The sequence below is a fragment of the Candidatus Merdisoma sp. JLR.KK006 genome (genome assembly GCF_036941035.1).
Taxonomy (GTDB): domain Bacteria; phylum Bacillota; class Clostridia; order Lachnospirales; family Lachnospiraceae; genus Laedolimicola.
This window is the reverse complement of record NZ_JAYMNS010000007.1, coordinates 75,851-93,612: the sequence shown is the minus strand read 5'-3', so window position 1 is coordinate 93,612 and position 17,762 is coordinate 75,851. Positions and strand designations below refer to the sequence as shown.

14 protein-coding genes are annotated in these 17,762 nt (G+C 44.5%); 5 read left to right on the top strand and 9 right to left on the bottom strand.

Annotation, left to right across the window (positions count from 1 at the left end):
- Positions 1-8 precede the first annotated feature (8 nt).
- Positions 9-1,289: a S1C family serine protease gene (locus tag VSQ61_RS08030; protein WP_334343918.1), complete on the bottom strand. Its 1,281-nt coding sequence runs from the start codon at positions 1,287-1,289 to the stop codon at positions 9-11.
- Positions 1,290-1,428: 139 nt separating this feature from the next.
- Here VSQ61_RS08030 and VSQ61_RS08025 point away from each other — a divergent pair, with 139 nt between their 5' ends.
- The 4 genes from VSQ61_RS08025 to VSQ61_RS08010 are packed head-to-tail and all read left to right on the top strand — an operon-like array spanning position 1,429 to position 7,771.
- Complete coding sequence (locus VSQ61_RS08025) at positions 1,429-3,807, top strand: endonuclease MutS2 (protein WP_334343917.1); 2,379 nt, start codon at positions 1,429-1,431, stop codon at positions 3,805-3,807.
- Positions 3,808-3,822: 15 nt separating this feature from the next.
- A complete protein-coding gene (locus tag VSQ61_RS08020; RefSeq protein WP_334343916.1) occupies positions 3,823-4,524 on the top strand; it encodes a response regulator in 702 nt (233 codons plus the stop codon).
- A gap of 7 nt (positions 4,525-4,531) precedes the next feature.
- Entirely contained in the window at positions 4,532-5,965 is a 1,434-nt protein-coding gene (locus tag VSQ61_RS08015; protein WP_334343915.1) for a sensor histidine kinase, read from the top strand.
- 57 nt (positions 5,966-6,022) lie between these two features.
- On the top strand, positions 6,023-7,771 hold the full coding sequence (locus VSQ61_RS08010) for a DUF885 domain-containing protein (RefSeq protein WP_334343914.1): 1,749 nt from the start codon (positions 6,023-6,025) through the stop codon (positions 7,769-7,771).
- A gap of 85 nt (positions 7,772-7,856) precedes the next feature.
- On the opposite strand, the gene VSQ61_RS08005 is transcribed toward VSQ61_RS08010, so the two are convergent.
- The 8 genes from VSQ61_RS08005 to VSQ61_RS07970 form a co-directional block, all read right to left on the bottom strand.
- A complete protein-coding gene (locus tag VSQ61_RS08005; RefSeq protein ID WP_334343913.1) occupies positions 7,857-8,300 on the bottom strand; it encodes a very short patch repair endonuclease in 444 nt (147 codons plus the stop codon).
- 109 nt (positions 8,301-8,409) lie between these two features.
- Complete coding sequence (locus VSQ61_RS08000) at positions 8,410-9,477, bottom strand: hypothetical protein (protein WP_334343912.1); 1,068 nt, start codon at positions 9,475-9,477, stop codon at positions 8,410-8,412.
- Positions 9,458-10,924: a DNA cytosine methyltransferase gene (locus VSQ61_RS07995; RefSeq protein WP_334343911.1), complete on the bottom strand. Its 1,467-nt coding sequence runs from the start codon at positions 10,922-10,924 to the stop codon at positions 9,458-9,460. Before VSQ61_RS07995 ends, VSQ61_RS08000 begins: the two co-directional genes overlap by 20 nt.
- 307 nt (positions 10,925-11,231) lie before the next feature.
- Positions 11,232-12,419 (bottom strand): elongation factor Tu, encoded by a 1,188-nt coding sequence (gene tuf, locus VSQ61_RS07990; protein ID WP_172541055.1) that lies wholly within the window; start codon positions 12,417-12,419, stop codon positions 11,232-11,234.
- A 135-nt stretch (positions 12,420-12,554) separates the two neighbouring features.
- A complete protein-coding gene (gene fusA / locus VSQ61_RS07985; protein WP_334343910.1) occupies positions 12,555-14,669 on the bottom strand; it encodes an elongation factor G in 2,115 nt (704 codons plus the stop codon).
- Positions 14,670-14,712: 43 nt separating this feature from the next.
- Positions 14,713-15,183, bottom strand: coding sequence for a 30S ribosomal protein S7 (gene rpsG / locus VSQ61_RS07980; RefSeq protein ID WP_334343909.1), 471 nt, complete (start codon positions 15,181-15,183; stop codon positions 14,713-14,715).
- Positions 15,184-15,547: 364 nt separating this feature from the next.
- A complete protein-coding gene (gene rpsL, locus VSQ61_RS07975) occupies positions 15,548-15,970 on the bottom strand; it encodes a 30S ribosomal protein S12 (RefSeq protein WP_160569193.1) in 423 nt (140 codons plus the stop codon).
- A gap of 150 nt (positions 15,971-16,120) precedes the next feature.
- Positions 16,121-16,894, bottom strand: a complete 774-nt coding sequence (locus VSQ61_RS07970; protein ID WP_334343908.1) for an MBL fold metallo-hydrolase — start codon at positions 16,892-16,894, stop codon at positions 16,121-16,123.
- A 295-nt stretch (positions 16,895-17,189) separates the two neighbouring features.
- Between VSQ61_RS07970 and VSQ61_RS07965 the strand changes: the two genes are divergently transcribed.
- Positions 17,190-17,762, top strand: coding sequence for an RNA polymerase sigma factor (locus tag VSQ61_RS07965; protein ID WP_334343907.1), 573 nt, complete (start codon positions 17,190-17,192; stop codon positions 17,760-17,762).

Here is a 17,762-nt window from a genome sequence, read left to right as displayed (position 1 = left end):
AGCTCCTTTTATAAACGCTCCAGCACAACACTGCAAGAGATCTCTTTATAGCCTTCTTTTCCTAGACGCATGACAAGAACCTGAATCATCTGCTCTCTTGAGAACTTCAGCAACATCTCCTGAATCTCCGAAATACTGTTGATCGTCTGCCCATTGATCTCTATAATCACATCGCCCTGCTGAATCCCTGCATCCATGGCAGGAGAATTCATCTCCACACTTGTTATATAGACGCCCTTGGGAATGGACTGGACCTGAGCTGTCTCCTGTGTCACATCCGCTCCCATAATTCCGATATATACCAGATCCTGACTGTTGGAAAGATGCTCAATCACATCCTTAACACCAGAGATTCCGTAAGCAGTCAGAGTATCCCGACTGCCTGGATCCCGATAACTCTGCTCAAGCAGCCCTACAATCTGTCCCTCCAGATTCACCAGCACGCCGCTGCTCTCAGAAGCTCTCTGCATATTCGTAAGAAGCAAATCATATTCCCCATCAATAACACTGACTGTATACCCGGAAGAAACCAGATTGCCATACAAAACCGATCCGGACACGCCCGCCGGCCTTCCCACTGCGATCACCGGATCACCCGCCCTCATACTTCTGGAACTGCCCAGGTTCGCCATCTGAATCTGATCCATGGCTCCCTCCGGCAAATCTGCAAGATTAACGCTGAGAACAGCCAGATCTGTCACTGTGTCGTAATTCTTCAGCACTGCATCCATGGTTGAGTAATTTACCAGTGTCACCTGCAGTTGATCGGCAGACTGTACCCGAGAATAAATTGTAAGAACCAACAGCTCCACTCCATTATTCCCCACCAAAAGTCCGCTGGTTCGTTCCTGGCTCTCATAAGTCTCATTAAACCAATCTGTATCGTTGCTGGCCGCTGTTACTGTAACCAGGCTCTTGGCACACTCATCTGCCACATTCTTCAACTTTGCATATAGCTTTTGATAATCATCCAGCTCCAGTTCCACAGATTCTGTAATGACAATAGTCTCCTGCGGCGTCTGTACTGGCTCCTGCGGTATATCTGCAGGCTCATCCTCTTCTTCCTCACGGGGAAAGCTGATCTCCTGACGCTCTTCCTCATGAAAATGGTCTTCCATCCACGGGAGAGATATCACAAAGACAAAGCAGGCAACAGCCCCGCACACAATCGCCAGAACAAGCTGAAATACTATCTTGCGAAAGGTCTTATTCTGATAAAAATGCTGACGCTTAATCTTCTCCTTCACAAAGGAAAATTCCTCTTCATCCCGATTCTTTTCTTCTGCCATAAGATTCCTCCATAACTGTCGAATCTGCTGACTGCCGTAAACTATCTTTTATTTTAATACATTTTGCCTTTTCTGTCCAGATTTTCCGAAGGCGAAAAACCCCTTTCTTTTCCGACAAAAGTAGGGTAAAATAGAATACATGAACGAGAAAGCATTAAAAACATTAGAATACGACAAAATCATAGAACAATTATCCCTCCTTGCCGGAAGTCCCGGCGGACGGGAGCGATGCCTGTCTCTCGTGCCCGGACACCGTCTGGATGAGATTCAGAATGCCCAGATGGAAACAGATGATGCATTGAGACGCTTATATAGAAAGGGAAGCGTCTCCTTTTCCGGCACGCAGGACGTACGAGCTTCGTTAAAACGGCTGGAGATTGGCGGCTCCTTAAATATCATGGAGCTTCTTAAGGTATGCAGCCTTCTTGAGACTGCCGGACGGGTTAAGCGGTATGCCCGCAGTGCCGAGACGGAGGAAGAACTTGAAGACAGTCTGGATCCGCTTTTTTCGGCTCTTGAACCATGCAGCCCCTTATCCACAGAAATCCGGCGCTGCATTCTGTCCGAAGATGAGATCAGCGATGATGCCAGCCCAGGTCTGCGCCAAGTCCGCAAGGGCATTCAGACCGCCAATGGACGAATCCATTCTACCCTGTCGGGAATGATCAATGGTTCTTCACGCAGTTATTTACAGGATGCTGTAATCACTCAGCGAAACGGCCGCTACTGTGTTCCTGTGCGAGCCGAATACCGCAGTCAGGTTCCTGGCATGATACACGATCAATCTTCTACTGGCTCTACCCTTTTTGTAGAGCCTATGGCCGTTGTAAAACTGAACAACGATCTGAAGGAGCTGTATTTAAAGGAACAGGAAGAGATTGAACATGTGCTGGAGCACTTAAGCGAGGAAGCGGCTTCCTCTACGGAAGCCATTCTACAAAATTATGAACTTTTAACCGAACTGGATTTTATCTTTGCCAAGGCTGCCCTTGCCAAAGGAATGAAGGCTTCCCGGCCAAGCTTCAATACTAAGGGACGAATCCACATCAAAGAAGGTCGTCATCCCCTTTTGGATGCCAAGCAGGTAGTTCCTGTAACCATCCGGCTTGGAAAAGACTTCGATCTTCTCATTGTAACCGGTCCCAACACCGGAGGTAAAACCGTATCCCTAAAAACAGTAGGTCTTTTAACCCTTATGGGGCAGGCTGGGCTCCAGATTCCTGCTGCTCCTCATTCAGAGCTAGCTTTATTTGAGGATGTGTATGCAGATATTGGTGATGAGCAGAGCATTGAGCAGTCCTTAAGTACCTTCTCCTCCCATATGACCAATATTATCCGGATTCTGAAGGATGCCTCCCTGAACTCACTGGTGCTCTTTGACGAGCTCTGTGCCGGAACCGATCCTACCGAAGGGGCGGCTCTTGCCATTTCCATTCTCTCTCACCTGCACAAAATGGGGATCCGGACTATGGCCACTACCCATTACAGTGAGCTGAAGGTGTTTGCTCTTTCTACCCCTGGGGTGGAGAATGCCTCCTGTGAATTTAATGTAGATACCCTAAGCCCCACCTATCGGCTGTTAATCGGGATTCCCGGCAAAAGCAACGCTTTTGCTATTTCCTCCAAGCTGGGACTCCCATCCTTTTTGATTGATGAGGCCAGAACTCATTTGAGTGAACAAAGCGAAAGCTTTGAGGATCTGCTGGCGGATCTGGAGGCAAGCCGCAGAACCAGTATTCAGGAACAGGAAGAAATCCGTCTTCATAAGGAAGAGATTGCCCGTCTGCGGACCGCTCTGGAAAAGAAGCAGGAAAAGCTAGAAGATCAGAGAGCGCGCATCTTACGGGAAGCCAACGAACAGGCTCGGAAAATTCTCCAAGAAGCTAAGGCCTATGCAGATCAAACCATGAAGGATTTCCACAAGTTCGGCAAGTCTAATATTTCTGTGAGTGAAATGGAAGCGGAACGCTCAAGGCTTCGTGAGCGCATTCAGAAAACCGAAGAAAAGCTTTCTCTCAAAAAGGAGCAGGCTCCCAAGAAGCCGTTGAAGCCATCCGCTTTGCATCTGGGGGATTCTGTCCGCGTTTTAAGCCTGAATTTGGAGGGATCTGTTTCTTCTCTGCCGGATGCAAGGGGAAATCTTTTCGTGCAGATGGGTATTCTGCGTTCTCAGGTCAATATTTCCGATCTGGAGCTTATAGATGAACCAGTCATTACCGGAAAAAATTTCAGCAAAAGCGGCACAGGCAAGATTAAGATGAGCAAATCTGCCAGCGTCAGTACAGAGATTAACCTAATCGGCATGACGGTAGACGAGGCTCTGGCTCATTTAGACAAGTATCTGGATGATGCTTCCCTGGCACACCTGCCTTCTGTGCGTATTGTTCACGGCAAGGGAACAGGTGCCCTGAGAAAAGCAGTTCATAGCCATTTGAAACGCTGCAAATATGTAAAATCATTCCGTTTAGGAGAATTCGGGGAAGGGGACGCCGGCGTCACCATTGCGGAATTTAAGTAAGGAGAGCAATTTATTATGGTAGCAAAATTGAAAATTCTCATTGTAGATGATGATACGAATATTGCGGAGCTGATTTCCCTGTATCTGACAAAGGAATGCTTCGAAACTATGATGGTTCATGACGGAGAGGAAGCCCTGGCCGTATTTGATACCTTTCAGCCAAATCTGATCCTTCTGGATCTGATGCTTCCCGGCATTGACGGCTATCAGGTCTGCCGGGAGATCCGGGCAAAATCAGCAACTCCCATTATTATGCTTTCTGCTAAGGGAGAGGTCTTTGACAAGGTACTGGGACTGGAGCTGGGAGCCGATGACTATATTATCAAACCCTTTGACTCCAAAGAACTGGTGGCCAGAGTAAAGGCGGTGCTGCGCCGTTATCAGCCAACCAAGCAGGAGCCGCCCAAGTCCTCGGCCAAAGTAGCGGAATATCCGGATCTGGTCATCAATCAAACCAATTACTCTGTGCTTTATCAGGGTTCGCCTGTGGATATGCCTCCAAAGGAGCTGGAATTGCTTTACTTCCTTGCTTCCTCGCCCAATCAGGTATTTACCAGAGAGCAGCTTCTGGATCACATCTGGGGTTATGAATATATTGGAGATACCCGTACTGTAGATGTACATATTAAACGTCTCCGAGAAAAGATTAAGGATCATCCGAACTGGAGCCTTTCAACAGTATGGGGCATCGGCTACAAATTTGAAGTCAGGGGATAAATATTTTATGAAACACTCCCTCTATTTAAAATTCATATTGACCTATGTTGTATTTGGCTTCTTAAGCTTCTTTGTCATTGCTACTTTCAGCTCTCAGATGACCCTGAATCACCTGACCGCCCAGAGGGCAGAGAACTTGTACAAAGAGGCCAACTACATTTCCACCAATTTTGTGCGGAGCTACTACTCTCAAAGCCAGGACGCAGATTCCCTGCGATCCATTCACTCCCAGTTCCAGGCTCTGGATATCTATCTTGGGGCTTCTATCTGGCTTTTGAATTCCGACGGCACGATTCTGGTAGATTCAGATGTTTCTTTTACGGAAAATCCATCTCCTGTTATAAGTGCCTTTGACCCTACAGACATGGGAAACCGCTACTACATTGTGGGAAATTTCTATGATACCTTTGATGAGGAAGTTCTTTCTGTAGCAGCTCCCATTACCTACAATTTCCGAACCCGGGGGTATGTACTGATACATACTCCCCTGTCCTCCATCGAGGGGGAACGGGATCAGCTTTTAAATATCACCTATCTGACAGTCCTTCTGGTTTTTCTTCTCTCGCTTCTGGTGCTGGCTGTTTTCACCTTTACGGTATATCGGCCTCTTATGAAAATCACGGAAGCCGCCCGGCAGTATGCCCAGGGAAATTTCAAGTACGCTCTTGAAATCTATGAAGAGGACGAAATCGGTCAGCTGGCGGATACGCTGAATTACATGTCTCATGAATTAGGGGAAATGGATGAATATCAGAAAAAATTTGTAGCAAATATTTCCCATGACTTCCGCTCTCCACTCACTTCCATTAAGGGGTATGTGGAAGCCATGCTGGATGGCACCATTCCGCCGGAAATGCAGGAAAAATATCTGAATATTGTCCTTATGGAAACGGAACGGCTGAACAAGCTGACGACCGGACTGTTGGCCTTAAATTCCTTTGATACCAAGCGAAACAGGCTCGATATTACCAGTTTCGATATTAACGGTGTTATCAAAAATACAGTATCTTCCTTTGAAGGGCAATGCCGTGACCGCCGCATTACTATTGAACTCCTTTTTGATGCCAAGCAGCAGTATGTGTCGGCAGATATGGGCAAGATTCAGCAGGTTATGTACAATCTGCTTGACAATGCTATTAAGTTCAGTCCCAATGACTCAGTAATTACAATCGAAACCACTCTGCGCCACGAAAAGGTCTTTATTTCTGTAAAGGATGAGGGCATCGGCATTCCTAAGGACAGTATGAAAAAGATCTGGGAACGCTTTTACAAGACAGATGCCTCTAGGGGCAGGGATAAGAGAGGAACCGGACTGGGGCTGTCCATTGTAAAGGAAATAGTTGCTTCTCACGGGGAACATATCAATGCCATTTCTACCGAAGGGGTTGGAACGGAATTTATCTTTACCCTTCCCCGCGTGCCGGAATCCGAAGATATTTAAACCCGATTTTAAAGCAAAATGTGATAGTTTTTAGTTAGTAGAAGGGAGTTTTAATCTATGAGCAAAATTGCACGAATCTCTTTCAAGCGTCTGACGGCTCTGTTTCTCGCCGCATCATTTATCTTCTCTATGTCCGCCTGCAAGCCCAGGAAAAATGCAGAACAGATACAGGCAGATTTCGATGCCTTCACCGATGAGATTTTCGCTTCTGATATGACAGAAAATATTTTAAATCTTCACTGGTCTGTAGCCTTTCCTGAGAATTATGGGATTGAAGATTACGAAGTATCCTTCGGCAGTTTTTCCAAAGAATATGAGGACGAATCCTGGGAAGAACTTGAGGATACACTGGAAGCTCTGAAAAATTTTGATTATGAGCTTCTGACTGATGAGCAGAAGCTAACCTATGATATTTTAAATACTTATGCGGAGGATAATCTGAAAGCGAAGGATTATCGGTTATATTATGATTATATGTCACCCACCAACGGCATACAGTCATATCTCCCCACTCTGCTGGCAGAATATAAGTTTTATAAGGAGCGGGATGTGGAAGATTATCTGGATGCTTTGCTTCTCTTTCCAGATTATTTTGCGGATTTGATGGCTTTTGAGCAGGAACAAGCGGAAGCAGGCTTTTTCATGCCGGACTTTGAAGCTGATAAAGTCATCGATCAGTGCCAACAGTTTATGGCCAATCCGGAGACCCATTACCTGATTGACAGCTTTAATCTCCGCCTTGATGAAGCGAATTTTATAAAAGATGAAGACAAGGCTGCATACCGGGCGGAAAATGAACGCTTGATAAAAGACACGGTTATTCCTGCCTATGGCTATTTGGTGGAAGAGTTGGAGAACCTGAAAGGTTCTGCTGTTAATGATGCCGGACTTTACTATTTTGAAAATGGCAGAGATTTTTACGAACTCCTTGTACGGGATTCTACCGGCTCTGATAAATCGGTTGAGGAAATCGAGGAAATGATTTTGAATAAGATGCAGGAGGATCTGGCTTCTGTGTGGGATATGTCTCTTGATGATGAAACCTTTGATGCAATGATGGAGTGCCCAGTGGATCTTGCTGATCCCTATGAAGTACTGAATCTTTTAAAGGAGGGAATTGCCAAAGACTTTCCTATACCGGATGAACTGCCTTTTGAGGTGAATTATGTTCCGGACTCTATGGAAGAGTATATGAATCCTGCTTACTATATTCTTCCCCCTATTGATTATCTGGAAAATAATGTAATTTATATTAACAGTGCCCATTCCAGTGATGATATTGAACAGTTCGTCACTCTGGCCCATGAAGGATTCCCGGGACATCTGTTTCAGACCACTTATTTTTATGGACAGCAGCCCTCTGCCATTCGCAAGCTTTTCGGCTTCTCTGGTTATGCGGAAGGCTGGGGAACTTATGCCGAGATGTATGCCTATCAGTTGGCTGGCATTGACGAGGGTATGGTTCGGCTGAATGAATTGAACAAGACTTATTCCCTTGCTCTTTACTGTCTGGCTGATATCGGAATCAATTATGAGGGTTGGACATTTGAGGATACACAAAACTTTCTGGGGATTGACGAGGATACAACTCGGGAGATCTATGAAATTCTGGTAGAAGAGCCTGCACTTTATCTGGCCTACTATCAAGGGTATTTGGAGTTTATGGAACTTCGGGAGAAGGCGGAAGATACACTGGGGGATAAGTTTGATTTAAAGGAATTCCACACCTTCTTGCTGGAACTGGGGCCTGCTCAGTTTGAGATTATTGAGGGGAGGATGGATGCCTGGATGGAGGGGCAGTTGTGATTTTAGTTATTCTTGGGGCTGTTGCACTAATATAGTGCTTCAGCCCTATTTTTGATCTGATTACACAATGGCTGAATTTTTTAATCTATAATTCTATACAGTCATCAATTAAGTGATCAAAAATAACTTCTTCTATTACTTTTACGCACTGTTCCGGTTTTTTTAAAATATCATTTCCCCAAAATCGAATTACTGTCCATCCCATAAACAGGAGTTTCTTATCATTTTCTCTGTCACGCTTCATGTTTCTTTCTATTTTCTTCACCCAATATTCCGGATTATTCCCTTTTAAAAGTTTCGGACGCAAAACCTGCCAATTATTACCATGGAATAGTTCTCCATCACAAAAGATGACAATCTTGTACTTTGTCAGAACAATATCCGGAGTCCCCGGCAATGCTTTGTAATTTTTTCTATATCGATACCCTTTAGACCATAATTCCTTTCTTAGGGCTAATTCTATCCTTGTATCTTTGCTCTTTATATGGCTCATAGCTTTATGGCGTTGCTCTTTATTCAATACGTCCATGTTCATCACCGCCTGGATTGCTCAGAGATTGCAGTTTCCTTGTTAAAATAACTACCGTTCTTCCTTGTAGTATTCTAAACAAACTACCACTTCTTTTCGCATCAAATTCTTATTCATTATCTGATTCAAACATATCTTTCAAAAACTCCGATACATTAAACTTTTCTTTTTCAGCATATTTTGAGACTAATTCCATCCACGTTTTCATTCGATGTTCAAATCCTGTCTTTTCCGTTCCCCATGTGGCACATAATACATCCTCTCCAATTTTCAATATTGTATCTTCAACCTTATCTTTGTAGAAAAAAAGTTGAATATACTTCTGTGGCAACTTCTCATAATGGACACCATTGACATCCAAATCAAATTGTCCACCCGCAGAAAACGGGTCCCTCATAGACGATGATACAACACCATGATTTGCAACTAACCAGAGCGTAAAACGTTCATATTTATTTCTGCTATCACTGAATAATTCCGGAAATAATGCAAATCCCTGTGCAACTAATTCTTCTCTCTCCTCTTTTGGCAAGGTTTTCCACATTCTAATCTTAGCGGGTACTGCTGCTGAAGCAGCATCTTCTCCATTAACCCACCATAAGGATTCACCTGCTTTCAGGGTAGACTTAAAGTATTCCACTACTGGCCGAATAGGATTTTGCAATTTCCGCATCTCATCGTATGATATACCCATCTTATCAAAAATAGTCTCTCCTTCTGGAAGATTCATATCTATTTTATATCTAGGACTATGTGTTACCGCAATATCACAAAGGCATTTTTCATATCTTCTTGTTCTAAATTCTACCGGCTTATGTAATTTTCCAAACAAGAAGAAAATATGTTCAACGTCTTCTACCCTCGTCCCTTCTGCAACGCTCCCTCCAATTAACGTCCATCTATCTTCTTTCGTGGATTTGACTTCAACACCATAATATTTTGCAGCCACAATATCCGGGAATCTCTGCCCGCTTATAATCTGAATGGTTCCTTCAAAATTTGTTCCTTTCGCAGCATTCTCTAATTCCTCTTTTACTTCTCTTTCTAATTTTTGCCCACCTTTTTTCAAATAATAATCCGGCTCCCGGTATGCCTTTTCGTTCATCAATTGACAAGCTTTTTTACAAAGCTTCTCAAATTCTTCTAATGACGGTTCTTTATTCGTTGATATTATCACTTTTCTTTTCCTCTCCAAAGTATAATTCCCAGTTATCTTCCAGCCTTTTAGCAATATGATATCCTAATAACGGAGGTACGGCATTCCCTATAATCTTATAGGCTTCTGATCCTGATACGGATTTGCTGCCATTTTTTGCCGATATCACAAATTCGTAGTCATCCGGAAAAGTTTGAATTCTTGCACACTCTCTCACACTTAATCTGCGCTCTTTTAATCCATTAGAAAGTTCTTTTTTGTATTTCCCTCCATGCTCTTCGGACAATCTTCGAAATTCTATATTTCCATGATGTTCTGAACGAATAGTGGGACCAATACCGTTCAATCGAACTTCCTGCTGTCCTTGGCAGTGCTTCCCCATATATTTTGCCTTTGAATATTTTTGATGGCTTAAATCATTAGACTTTTCCGGTTCAACTAAGCCTACAAGAGCATCCTTTACTGTCACAAATTTCGCCAGTTGTTCTACTGGTGTTTCATTAGGCAAATAATGTGTAATCTTCGGATACGGAGTATATTCCACCGATAATTCTTCTTTTGCTAATTCTTCTAATGCTTTTGGTGTCAAAGCAGACTTTTTAAATCCGAAAAAGATTACCCTTTCTCTCCCCTGCGGAACACCATAATTAGCTGCATTAAGCACTTGGGCCGGAACCACCAAATATCCTCCATTACAAACAGATGAAAAATCTTTCTCTATTACTTCCTTTGCATCTTTGAGATTTGTAAGTCCTTTGACGTTTTCCGCCACAAAAACCTTCGGTTTTGTTATGCCAATGACCTCTCGCATCCACATATAAAGCTGACCTCTATTTTCAACAGTCGGTTCTTCCGCTTTTATCTTCTGTCCGTCATGTCCCTTATTTGACTCAAATCCCATCCTTTTACCTGCAACAGAAAAATCCTGACACGGGAATCCTCCAACCAAAACATCTATGCCTGCAGGAAAAATATTAATTTTATTCTCCTTCTGCAATTTTACCAAATCCACAATACTATCAAGATAATAATTTTCTGCATCAATTCCACGTTTTCCAAAATAATTTGTCCAGGCTGCTTTGGCCTCTGGCTTTATGTCGTTTGCAAATATAGTGTGAAATCTTGTCTTCCCTATCTTTACCCAGTTTTTATCAACCTCTCTTATTTCCCAATTACTGTTAACCATTGGATTTACGGATTTACGCAATACATTAAAATCGCCTTCAAATCCTAAATCAATTCCTCCACATCCCGAGAAAAGCGATAACAAATTTAATCTCTTTTGTTTTATCGGATTCTTTTTGCCGGCCAGCATACGCTCAGGCTTTTTAGCATCAAATGGAATCAGCCATATTCCACTTTGCTTTATTGCGCCTTGTATTCTTTGCTGGTTACACAATACTTGAACTCGTCTCGCTGTCAACTGCCATCTTTCTGCAATTTCTGCAACTGATATATAACCACTCATTTTAAACACTCCTATAAGTACAATTCTATTCGTTATTGCGAACTTTTTCAAGTTATAATCCATAAAAATCTTTACGTAAAATTTTATGGGAATGAAAAATGACATTTATATATAATGTGGATATGTGACAATTCCTTACTTCATTAAATGAGAGCCGGGAAAACTTTGAAGCATACTCTACGCCAAAAGATATACTTGCGGCTTTTCCTTTTCTTCGCCATTATTTTTAGAAATTAAGAAACCGCAATCCTTTGATTTCCCAAAGGATTGCGGTGCTTATTTTACTTATTTGGCTCTAATCTAAAGATTACTCAATGATTGTAGCTACACGGCCTGAACCAACAGTCCTACCGCCCTCACGAATAGCAAAAGTAAGACCCTGCTCCATAGCGATAGGATGAATCAGCTCGATGGTCATCTCTACGTTATCGCCAGGCATGCACATCTCTGTACCAGCGGGCAGATTGCAGACACCGGTAACGTCAGTTGTTCTGAAGTAGAACTGCGGACGATAGTTGTTGAAGAACGGTGTATGACGGCCACCCTCATCCTTGGTCAGTACGTATACCTGAGCGGTAAATTTTGTATGGCAGGTAACGCTGCCGGGCTTTGCAATAACCTGACCTCTTTCGATCTCGGTTCTCTGAACACCACGAAGCAGTGCACCGATATTGTCACCAGCCTGAGCCTCGTCAAGAAGCTTACGGAACATCTCGATACCAGTTACAACAGTCTTACGTGTTTCTTCCTTAATACCGATAATCTCAACTTCCTCATTTACATGAAGCACGCCACGCTCAACACGGCCGGTAGCAACAGTACCACGACCGGTAATGGTGAATACGTCCTCTACAGGCATCAGGAACGGCTGATCGGTTGCACGCTGGGGATCCGGAATATACTCGTCTACAGTCTTCATCAGCTCCATGATCTTGTCGCCCCACTCTCCTGAAGGATCTTCCAGAGCCTTCAAAGCGGAACCCTTAATGATCGGGCAATCTGTGAACTCATACTCCTCAAGCTGCTCTGTGATCTCCATCTCAGTCAGCTCAATCAACTCCTCATCATCCATAGCATCGCACTTGTTCAGGAATACTACGATGTAGGGAACACCTACCTGACGGGACAGAAGAATGTGCTCCTTTGTCTGAGCCATAACACCGTCAGTAGCAGCAACTACCAGGATAGCGCCGTCCATCTGAGCAGCACCGGTGATCATGTTCTTTACATAGTCAGCATGGCCCGGGCAGTCAACATGTGCATAGTGTCTGTTCTCAGTCTCATACTCAACGTGTGCGGTAGAAATAGTAATTCCACGCTCTCTCTCTTCCGGAGCCTTGTCAATGTTCTCGAAATCAGTAGCGGTGTTACCGGCAACTCTCTCGGAAAGCACCTTTGTGATAGCAGCGGTCAGAGTAGTCTTACCATGGTCAACGTGACCAATGGTTCCGATATTACAATGGGGTTTGTTTCTTTCAAATTTAGCTTTAGCCATTTTGAATGTCCTCCTTAATTCATACGCCTTGCGGCATTTTTCATAATTATTTGTTTCGTTTCTTAGATAAACTCGGCTATCTTTGATTATATTTCAAAGCGCCCTATTTTTCAAGCATAATTTAGGCAAAAACGCTTATTTCTTTGCGGCAAGCACCTTTTCCTGAATGTTCTTGGGTACCTGCTCATATTTCTCGAAGAACATGGAATAGTTACCACGTCCCTGAGTCTTGGAACGCAGGTCCGTAGAGTATCCGAACATCTCAGCCAGTGGAACATATCCACGTATCATCTTACCTCCGCCGATATCGTCCATACCCTCGATGCGGCCCCGGCGGCTGTTGATGTCACCGATAACGTCACCCATGTAATCCTCAGGTGTCGTAACTTCCACTTTCATGATGGGCTCCAGAAGAACCGGATTTCCTTTCTGCATAGCCTCCTTAAATGCAAGAGAACCTGCAATGTGGAATGCCATCTCACTGGAGTCTACCTCATGGTAGGAACCGTCGTATACGGTTGCATGAAGTCCAAGTACCGGGAATCCTCCCAAGATACCAGACTGTGCCGCTTCCTCAATACCCTCGCCGACTGCAGGAATGTATTCCTTGGGAATTGCACCGCCCACAACCTGGGAATCGAACTTAAACAGCTCTTCTCCGTTGGCATCCATGGGCTCGAATCGTACCTTACAGTGGCCATACTGTCCACGTCCGCCGGACTGCTTTGCATACTTGCTGTCCACATCCACCGGCTTGGTAAAGGTCTCCTTGTAAGCAACCTGAGGTGCACCTACATTTGCCTCAACCTTGTATTCCCGAAGAAGACGGTCAACAATAATCTCAAGATGCAGCTCTCCCATACCGGCAATAATGGTCTGGCCAGTCTCCGGATCCGTATGAGCACGGAATGTCGGGTCTTCCTCTGCAAGCTTTGCAAGAGCCTCGCCCATCTTGCCCTGACCGGCCTTTGTCTTTGGCTCAATAGCCAACTCGATAACCGGCTCCGGGAACTCCATGGACTCCAGGATTACCGGGTGCTGCTCATCACAGATGGTATCACCTGTGGTCGTAAACTTAAAGCCTACGGCTGCGGCGATGTCTCCGGAATATACCTTGTCAAGTTCCGCTCTCTTGTTTGCGTGCATCTGAAGGATACGTCCTACACGCTCTTTCTTCTGTTTGGTAGAATTATATACATAGGAACCGGAATTCATGGTTCCGGAGTATACACGGAAGAATGCAAGCTTACCTACAAATGGGTCTGCCATAATCTTAAATGCCAGTGCGGAGAAAGGCTCTTCGTCAGAAGAATGACGCTCAATCTCATTGCCCTCCATATCCGTTCCCTTAATAGACGCAATGTCCGTAGGAGCCGGCATATAATCAAGAACCGCATCCAGAAGCTTCTGAACGCCCTTGTTCCGATAAGCGGTACCGCAGCATACGGGAACTGCCGTACACTCGCAGGTAGCCTTTCTCAGAACCTTCTTCATCGCCTCAACAGACGGCTCATTTCCTTCCAGATATTCCATCATCAGTTCATCATCCAGATCACAGATCTTCTCTACCAGCTCCGAACGATACAGCTCGGCATCATCCTTCATATCATCCGGAATGTCAACGATGGAAATGTCCTCGCCCTTTTCATCATTATAGATGTAGGCTTTCATCTCAAATAAATCAATAATTCCCTTGAATTCGTCTTCCTTACCAATCGGAAGCTGAATGCAGATGGCATTCTTTCCAAGTCTTGTCTTAATCATATCTACCGCATTGTAGAAATCTGCACCCAGGATATCCATCTTATTGATGAATGCCATACGGGGTACATTGTAGGTGTCAGCCTGACGCCAAACGTTCTCAGACTGAGGCTCAACACCACCCTTCGCACAGAACACGCCTACGGCGCCGTCCAGTACACGAAGGGAACGCTCTACCTCAACCGTAAAGTCAACGTGACCCGGGGTATCAATGATATTGATACGATGCTCCAAAGCTCCCTCCTGGGGCTTGCAGTTCTCCTGATGGGTCCAGTGACAGGTTGTAGCTGCGGAAGTGATGGTGATACCACGTTCCTGCTCCTGCTCCATCCAGTCCATGGTAGCAGTACCTTCATGGGTATCTCCGATCTTATAGTTTACACCAGTGTAATACAGAATACGCTCGGTCAATGTGGTCTTACCTGCATCGATATGAGCCATGATTCCGATATTCCTGGTTCTCTCCAATGGATATTCTCTTCCAGCCACGGGATTTTCCTCCTCAAATCATACAGCACAAAGCTGCTTTCGGTTAGAACCGATAGTGCGCAAATGCCTTGTTGGCCTCTGCCATCTTGTGCATGTCTTCTTTTCTCTTCACAGATGCGCCTGTGTTATTGGCTGCATCCATAATCTCATTTGCAAGTCTCTCTTCCATGGTCTTCTCACCGCGCTTACGGGAGAACATGGTCAGCCAGCGAAGCGCAAGGGCCTGACGGCGGTCCGGGCGAACCTCGATAGGTACCTGGTAGGTAGCTCCACCGATACGTCTTGCCTTTACCTCCAGCATCGGCATGATGTTGTTCATAGCTTCCTCAAATACTTCCAGAGCCGGCTTCTCCATCTTTGCCTCTACTCTTGCAAATGCACCGTATACAATCTTCTGTGCCACACCTTTCTTACCATCTAACATGATGTTGTTGATAAGCTTGGTGACAACCTTGTTATTGTACAGCGGATCTGCTAATACATCTCTCTTCTGGATATGTCCTTTACGTGCCACGATACTTCCCTCCTTAATACGTGCTTATTGAACCTAAAAAGCTCAATAAAATTCACTCTTTAATTCTCAGGTACTCACATGTGTCTGTTACTGTCCACTTCGTTCCCAGTAACCGCTTTGCGATGCACAGTCTCGTTAACACGAGACGTACTGTTAGTCTTCACGGTATTGGATGCTCACAGTAACTTCAAATCTATTTGTGTTGTGCACGGCAACTCTATATACAACCCGCAACCTATTAAGGGTGATATGTCATTCCGGCATGCAGACTCTATTGTCTGCCCAACGTTTCATAGCTTCTGTTCTCGTAAATAGAAGCGCTCCTATTTACAAGGTGTTACCTGTTGCAAATTCTGAGCCGAATTTACTTCTTAGCGTCTTTCGGTCTCTTGGCGCCGTACTTGGAACGGGCCTGTCTTCTCTTCGCTACGCCTGCGGTATCCAGTGTACCCCGGATAATATGGTATCTTGTACCGGGAAGATCCTTTACTCTTCCTCCACGAATCATAACAACGCTATGCTCCTGAAGGTTATGTCCCTCTCCCGGAATGTAGCTTGTTACCTCAATACCATTGGAAAGACGTACTCTGGCAATCTTACGAAGAGCTGAGTTCGGCTTCTTCGGTGTGGCAGTCTTTACTGCTGTACATACTCCGCGCTTCTGGGGTGCGGATGTATCCGTAGCTTTCTTCTTCAGAGAGTTGAATCCTTTCTGAAGAGCGGGAGCCGTAGACTTCTTCACAGAGGTCTGTCTTCCTTTTCTGACTAACTGGTTAAATGTTGGCATTCCTTTCACCTCCTGTAATAAGTGGCTGGCATGCTGCCGGCCCTGCTAGGTTGCTTGTGCCATCTGTCGGCTTTATGGCGCACGAAAGCCTGCGCAATCGCACACACTAGATTAGTATAGTAACAAAAATCCCTGATGTCAAGGACTTTTTCAAAGAAAATGGGAATAATAGTGATACTCTTTTCCAAGGATTTCGCCAAAATCAGGCATAGGAAGTCCATCCTCCGTTCTTTCACAGACCGACTTCGCACTGGCAGCCCAATTTTGCTCGTCCATTTCCGGCCGGGGCAGATGCAATGCCAAAATGTGCACAGGTTTTAGATATTTCTTAATCATCTTTCTGTTGGAAGGCAAGCCAATAAGGGGAAACGGTGCAATGAAAACCTCCGGCTTAGGTGACCATGCACCAATTCGTGCAAACAGCTCCGGATCCGGCCAGGCATCCCCAGGAATTACAATCTGTTTTCCGTTTACATTCAGCATAAAAACCAGATTCTGAACTCCCGCATAAGCCTCACCCATATGCCTGCTGTTAAAAAGCTCCAGGGAACCTTCCGGAAACTGTATTCTTACATTGCCCTTTTCCTTTGAAGAAACTGCATATAACCGCTTTCCCAAAGGAGCGGCGGCTCGAAGCAGCCCTATTACTTCATCCGTGGAAATCACCGCAAGATTCGGATTTCGTTTTAAAGCCTCTGCTGCATCCTCCGGACAGAAATGATCTCCATGACCATGCGTAAACAAAAGCGCTTCTATGTGCCCTCTCTCAATCTCATCCAGCAGCTCCGCCTTCAGTTGCGCAGGTGTATCCGGATATAAGCCCTCCGGATCTCTGCTGAAAAGATCCACCCCAAGGCTGTTTCTTCCTATATTTATAAGTACCCCCGCATTAGCCGTATGGCGTATGGTCAAATTCATTTCCATTATGTGAAACTCCTTTTATTTTTAGTATGACATTCATCAAATTGTTCCATCTAATATCCTCATTAAAACTTCGTCCCTCAGTGAAGTGCTCCGTACGTCCAGGTTTCAAATATGTTTCATCATAATCATAATTTTATCCCATGTCAATAATGCCCTCCCCATATCCTTTCACTTTTTATCATCTAATAGACAGATAATCCTTTTTACCCATTTACAAATAAATTTAAAAAATGTTAAAATAAATGCAATAAAATGATATCTTCATGTATTAACCATATGAAAGGAGAAAGCAGCCATGATAATTTGCTTGACGTCGGCAAATGATATCAGGACAGACAAAAATTTTGCTCAGTTAGATTCTTATCTTTTAAAAATTGCTGCCCGGGATTCTCAGGCTCTTGCGGATCTATACGACAGTACAAGTGCCTCCGTTTACGCTTTTGCCCTTTCTATTTTAAAAAACTCACAGGATGCGGAAGACGTTCTGCATGACTGCTATCTGCAGATCTACTCTGCTGCCTCAGGGTATCATTCCTGCGGCAAGCCTATGGCATGGATACTTACCATTGCTCGAAATCTATGTCTTTTAAAGCTTCGGGAGCGCCGGAAAATGTCCGATATCTCTCAGGAGGACTGGGAGCCTTATCTTGAAGCATGCGAACATATGTCTTCCGAAGACAAATTAGTCTTAACGGAATGTATGAACCGCTTGTCAGATACGGAACGGCAAATCGTGATTCTCCACGTCGTAGCCGGATTTCGCCATCGGGAAATTGCCGGGATTTTGGATACTCCCTTACCCACGGTTCTTTCCAAATACAGCCGTGCCATCAAAAAACTCAAAAAATATATCGGAAAGGAGAACTGA

What these genes read in the sequence shown, in the direction of transcription:
- VSQ61_RS08030 (WP_334343918.1), bottom strand. Translation starts at nt 1,289, where the DNA reads ATGGCAGAAGAAAAGAATCGGGATGAAGAGGAATTTTCCTTTGTGAAG.
- VSQ61_RS08025 (WP_334343917.1), top strand. Translation starts at nt 1,429, where the DNA reads ATGAACGAGAAAGCATTAAAAACATTAGAATACGACAAAATCATAGAA.
- VSQ61_RS08020 (WP_334343916.1), top strand. Translation starts at nt 3,823, where the DNA reads ATGGTAGCAAAATTGAAAATTCTCATTGTAGATGATGATACGAATATT.
- VSQ61_RS08015 (WP_334343915.1), top strand. Translation starts at nt 4,532, where the DNA reads ATGAAACACTCCCTCTATTTAAAATTCATATTGACCTATGTTGTATTT.
- VSQ61_RS08010 (WP_334343914.1), top strand. Translation starts at nt 6,023, where the DNA reads ATGAGCAAAATTGCACGAATCTCTTTCAAGCGTCTGACGGCTCTGTTT.
- VSQ61_RS08005 (WP_334343913.1), bottom strand. Translation starts at nt 8,300, where the DNA reads ATGGACGTATTGAATAAAGAGCAACGCCATAAAGCTATGAGCCATATA.
- VSQ61_RS07995 (WP_334343911.1), bottom strand. Translation starts at nt 10,924, where the DNA reads ATGAGTGGTTATATATCAGTTGCAGAAATTGCAGAAAGATGGCAGTTG.
- tuf (WP_172541055.1), bottom strand. Translation starts at nt 12,419, where the DNA reads ATGGCTAAAGCTAAATTTGAAAGAAACAAACCCCATTGTAATATCGGA.
- rpsL (WP_160569193.1), bottom strand. Translation starts at nt 15,970, where the DNA reads ATGCCAACATTTAACCAGTTAGTCAGAAAAGGAAGACAGACCTCTGTG.
- VSQ61_RS07970 (WP_334343908.1), bottom strand. Translation starts at nt 16,894, where the DNA reads ATGGAAATGAATTTGACCATACGCCATACGGCTAATGCGGGGGTACTT.
- VSQ61_RS07965 (WP_334343907.1), top strand. Translation starts at nt 17,190, where the DNA reads ATGATAATTTGCTTGACGTCGGCAAATGATATCAGGACAGACAAAAAT.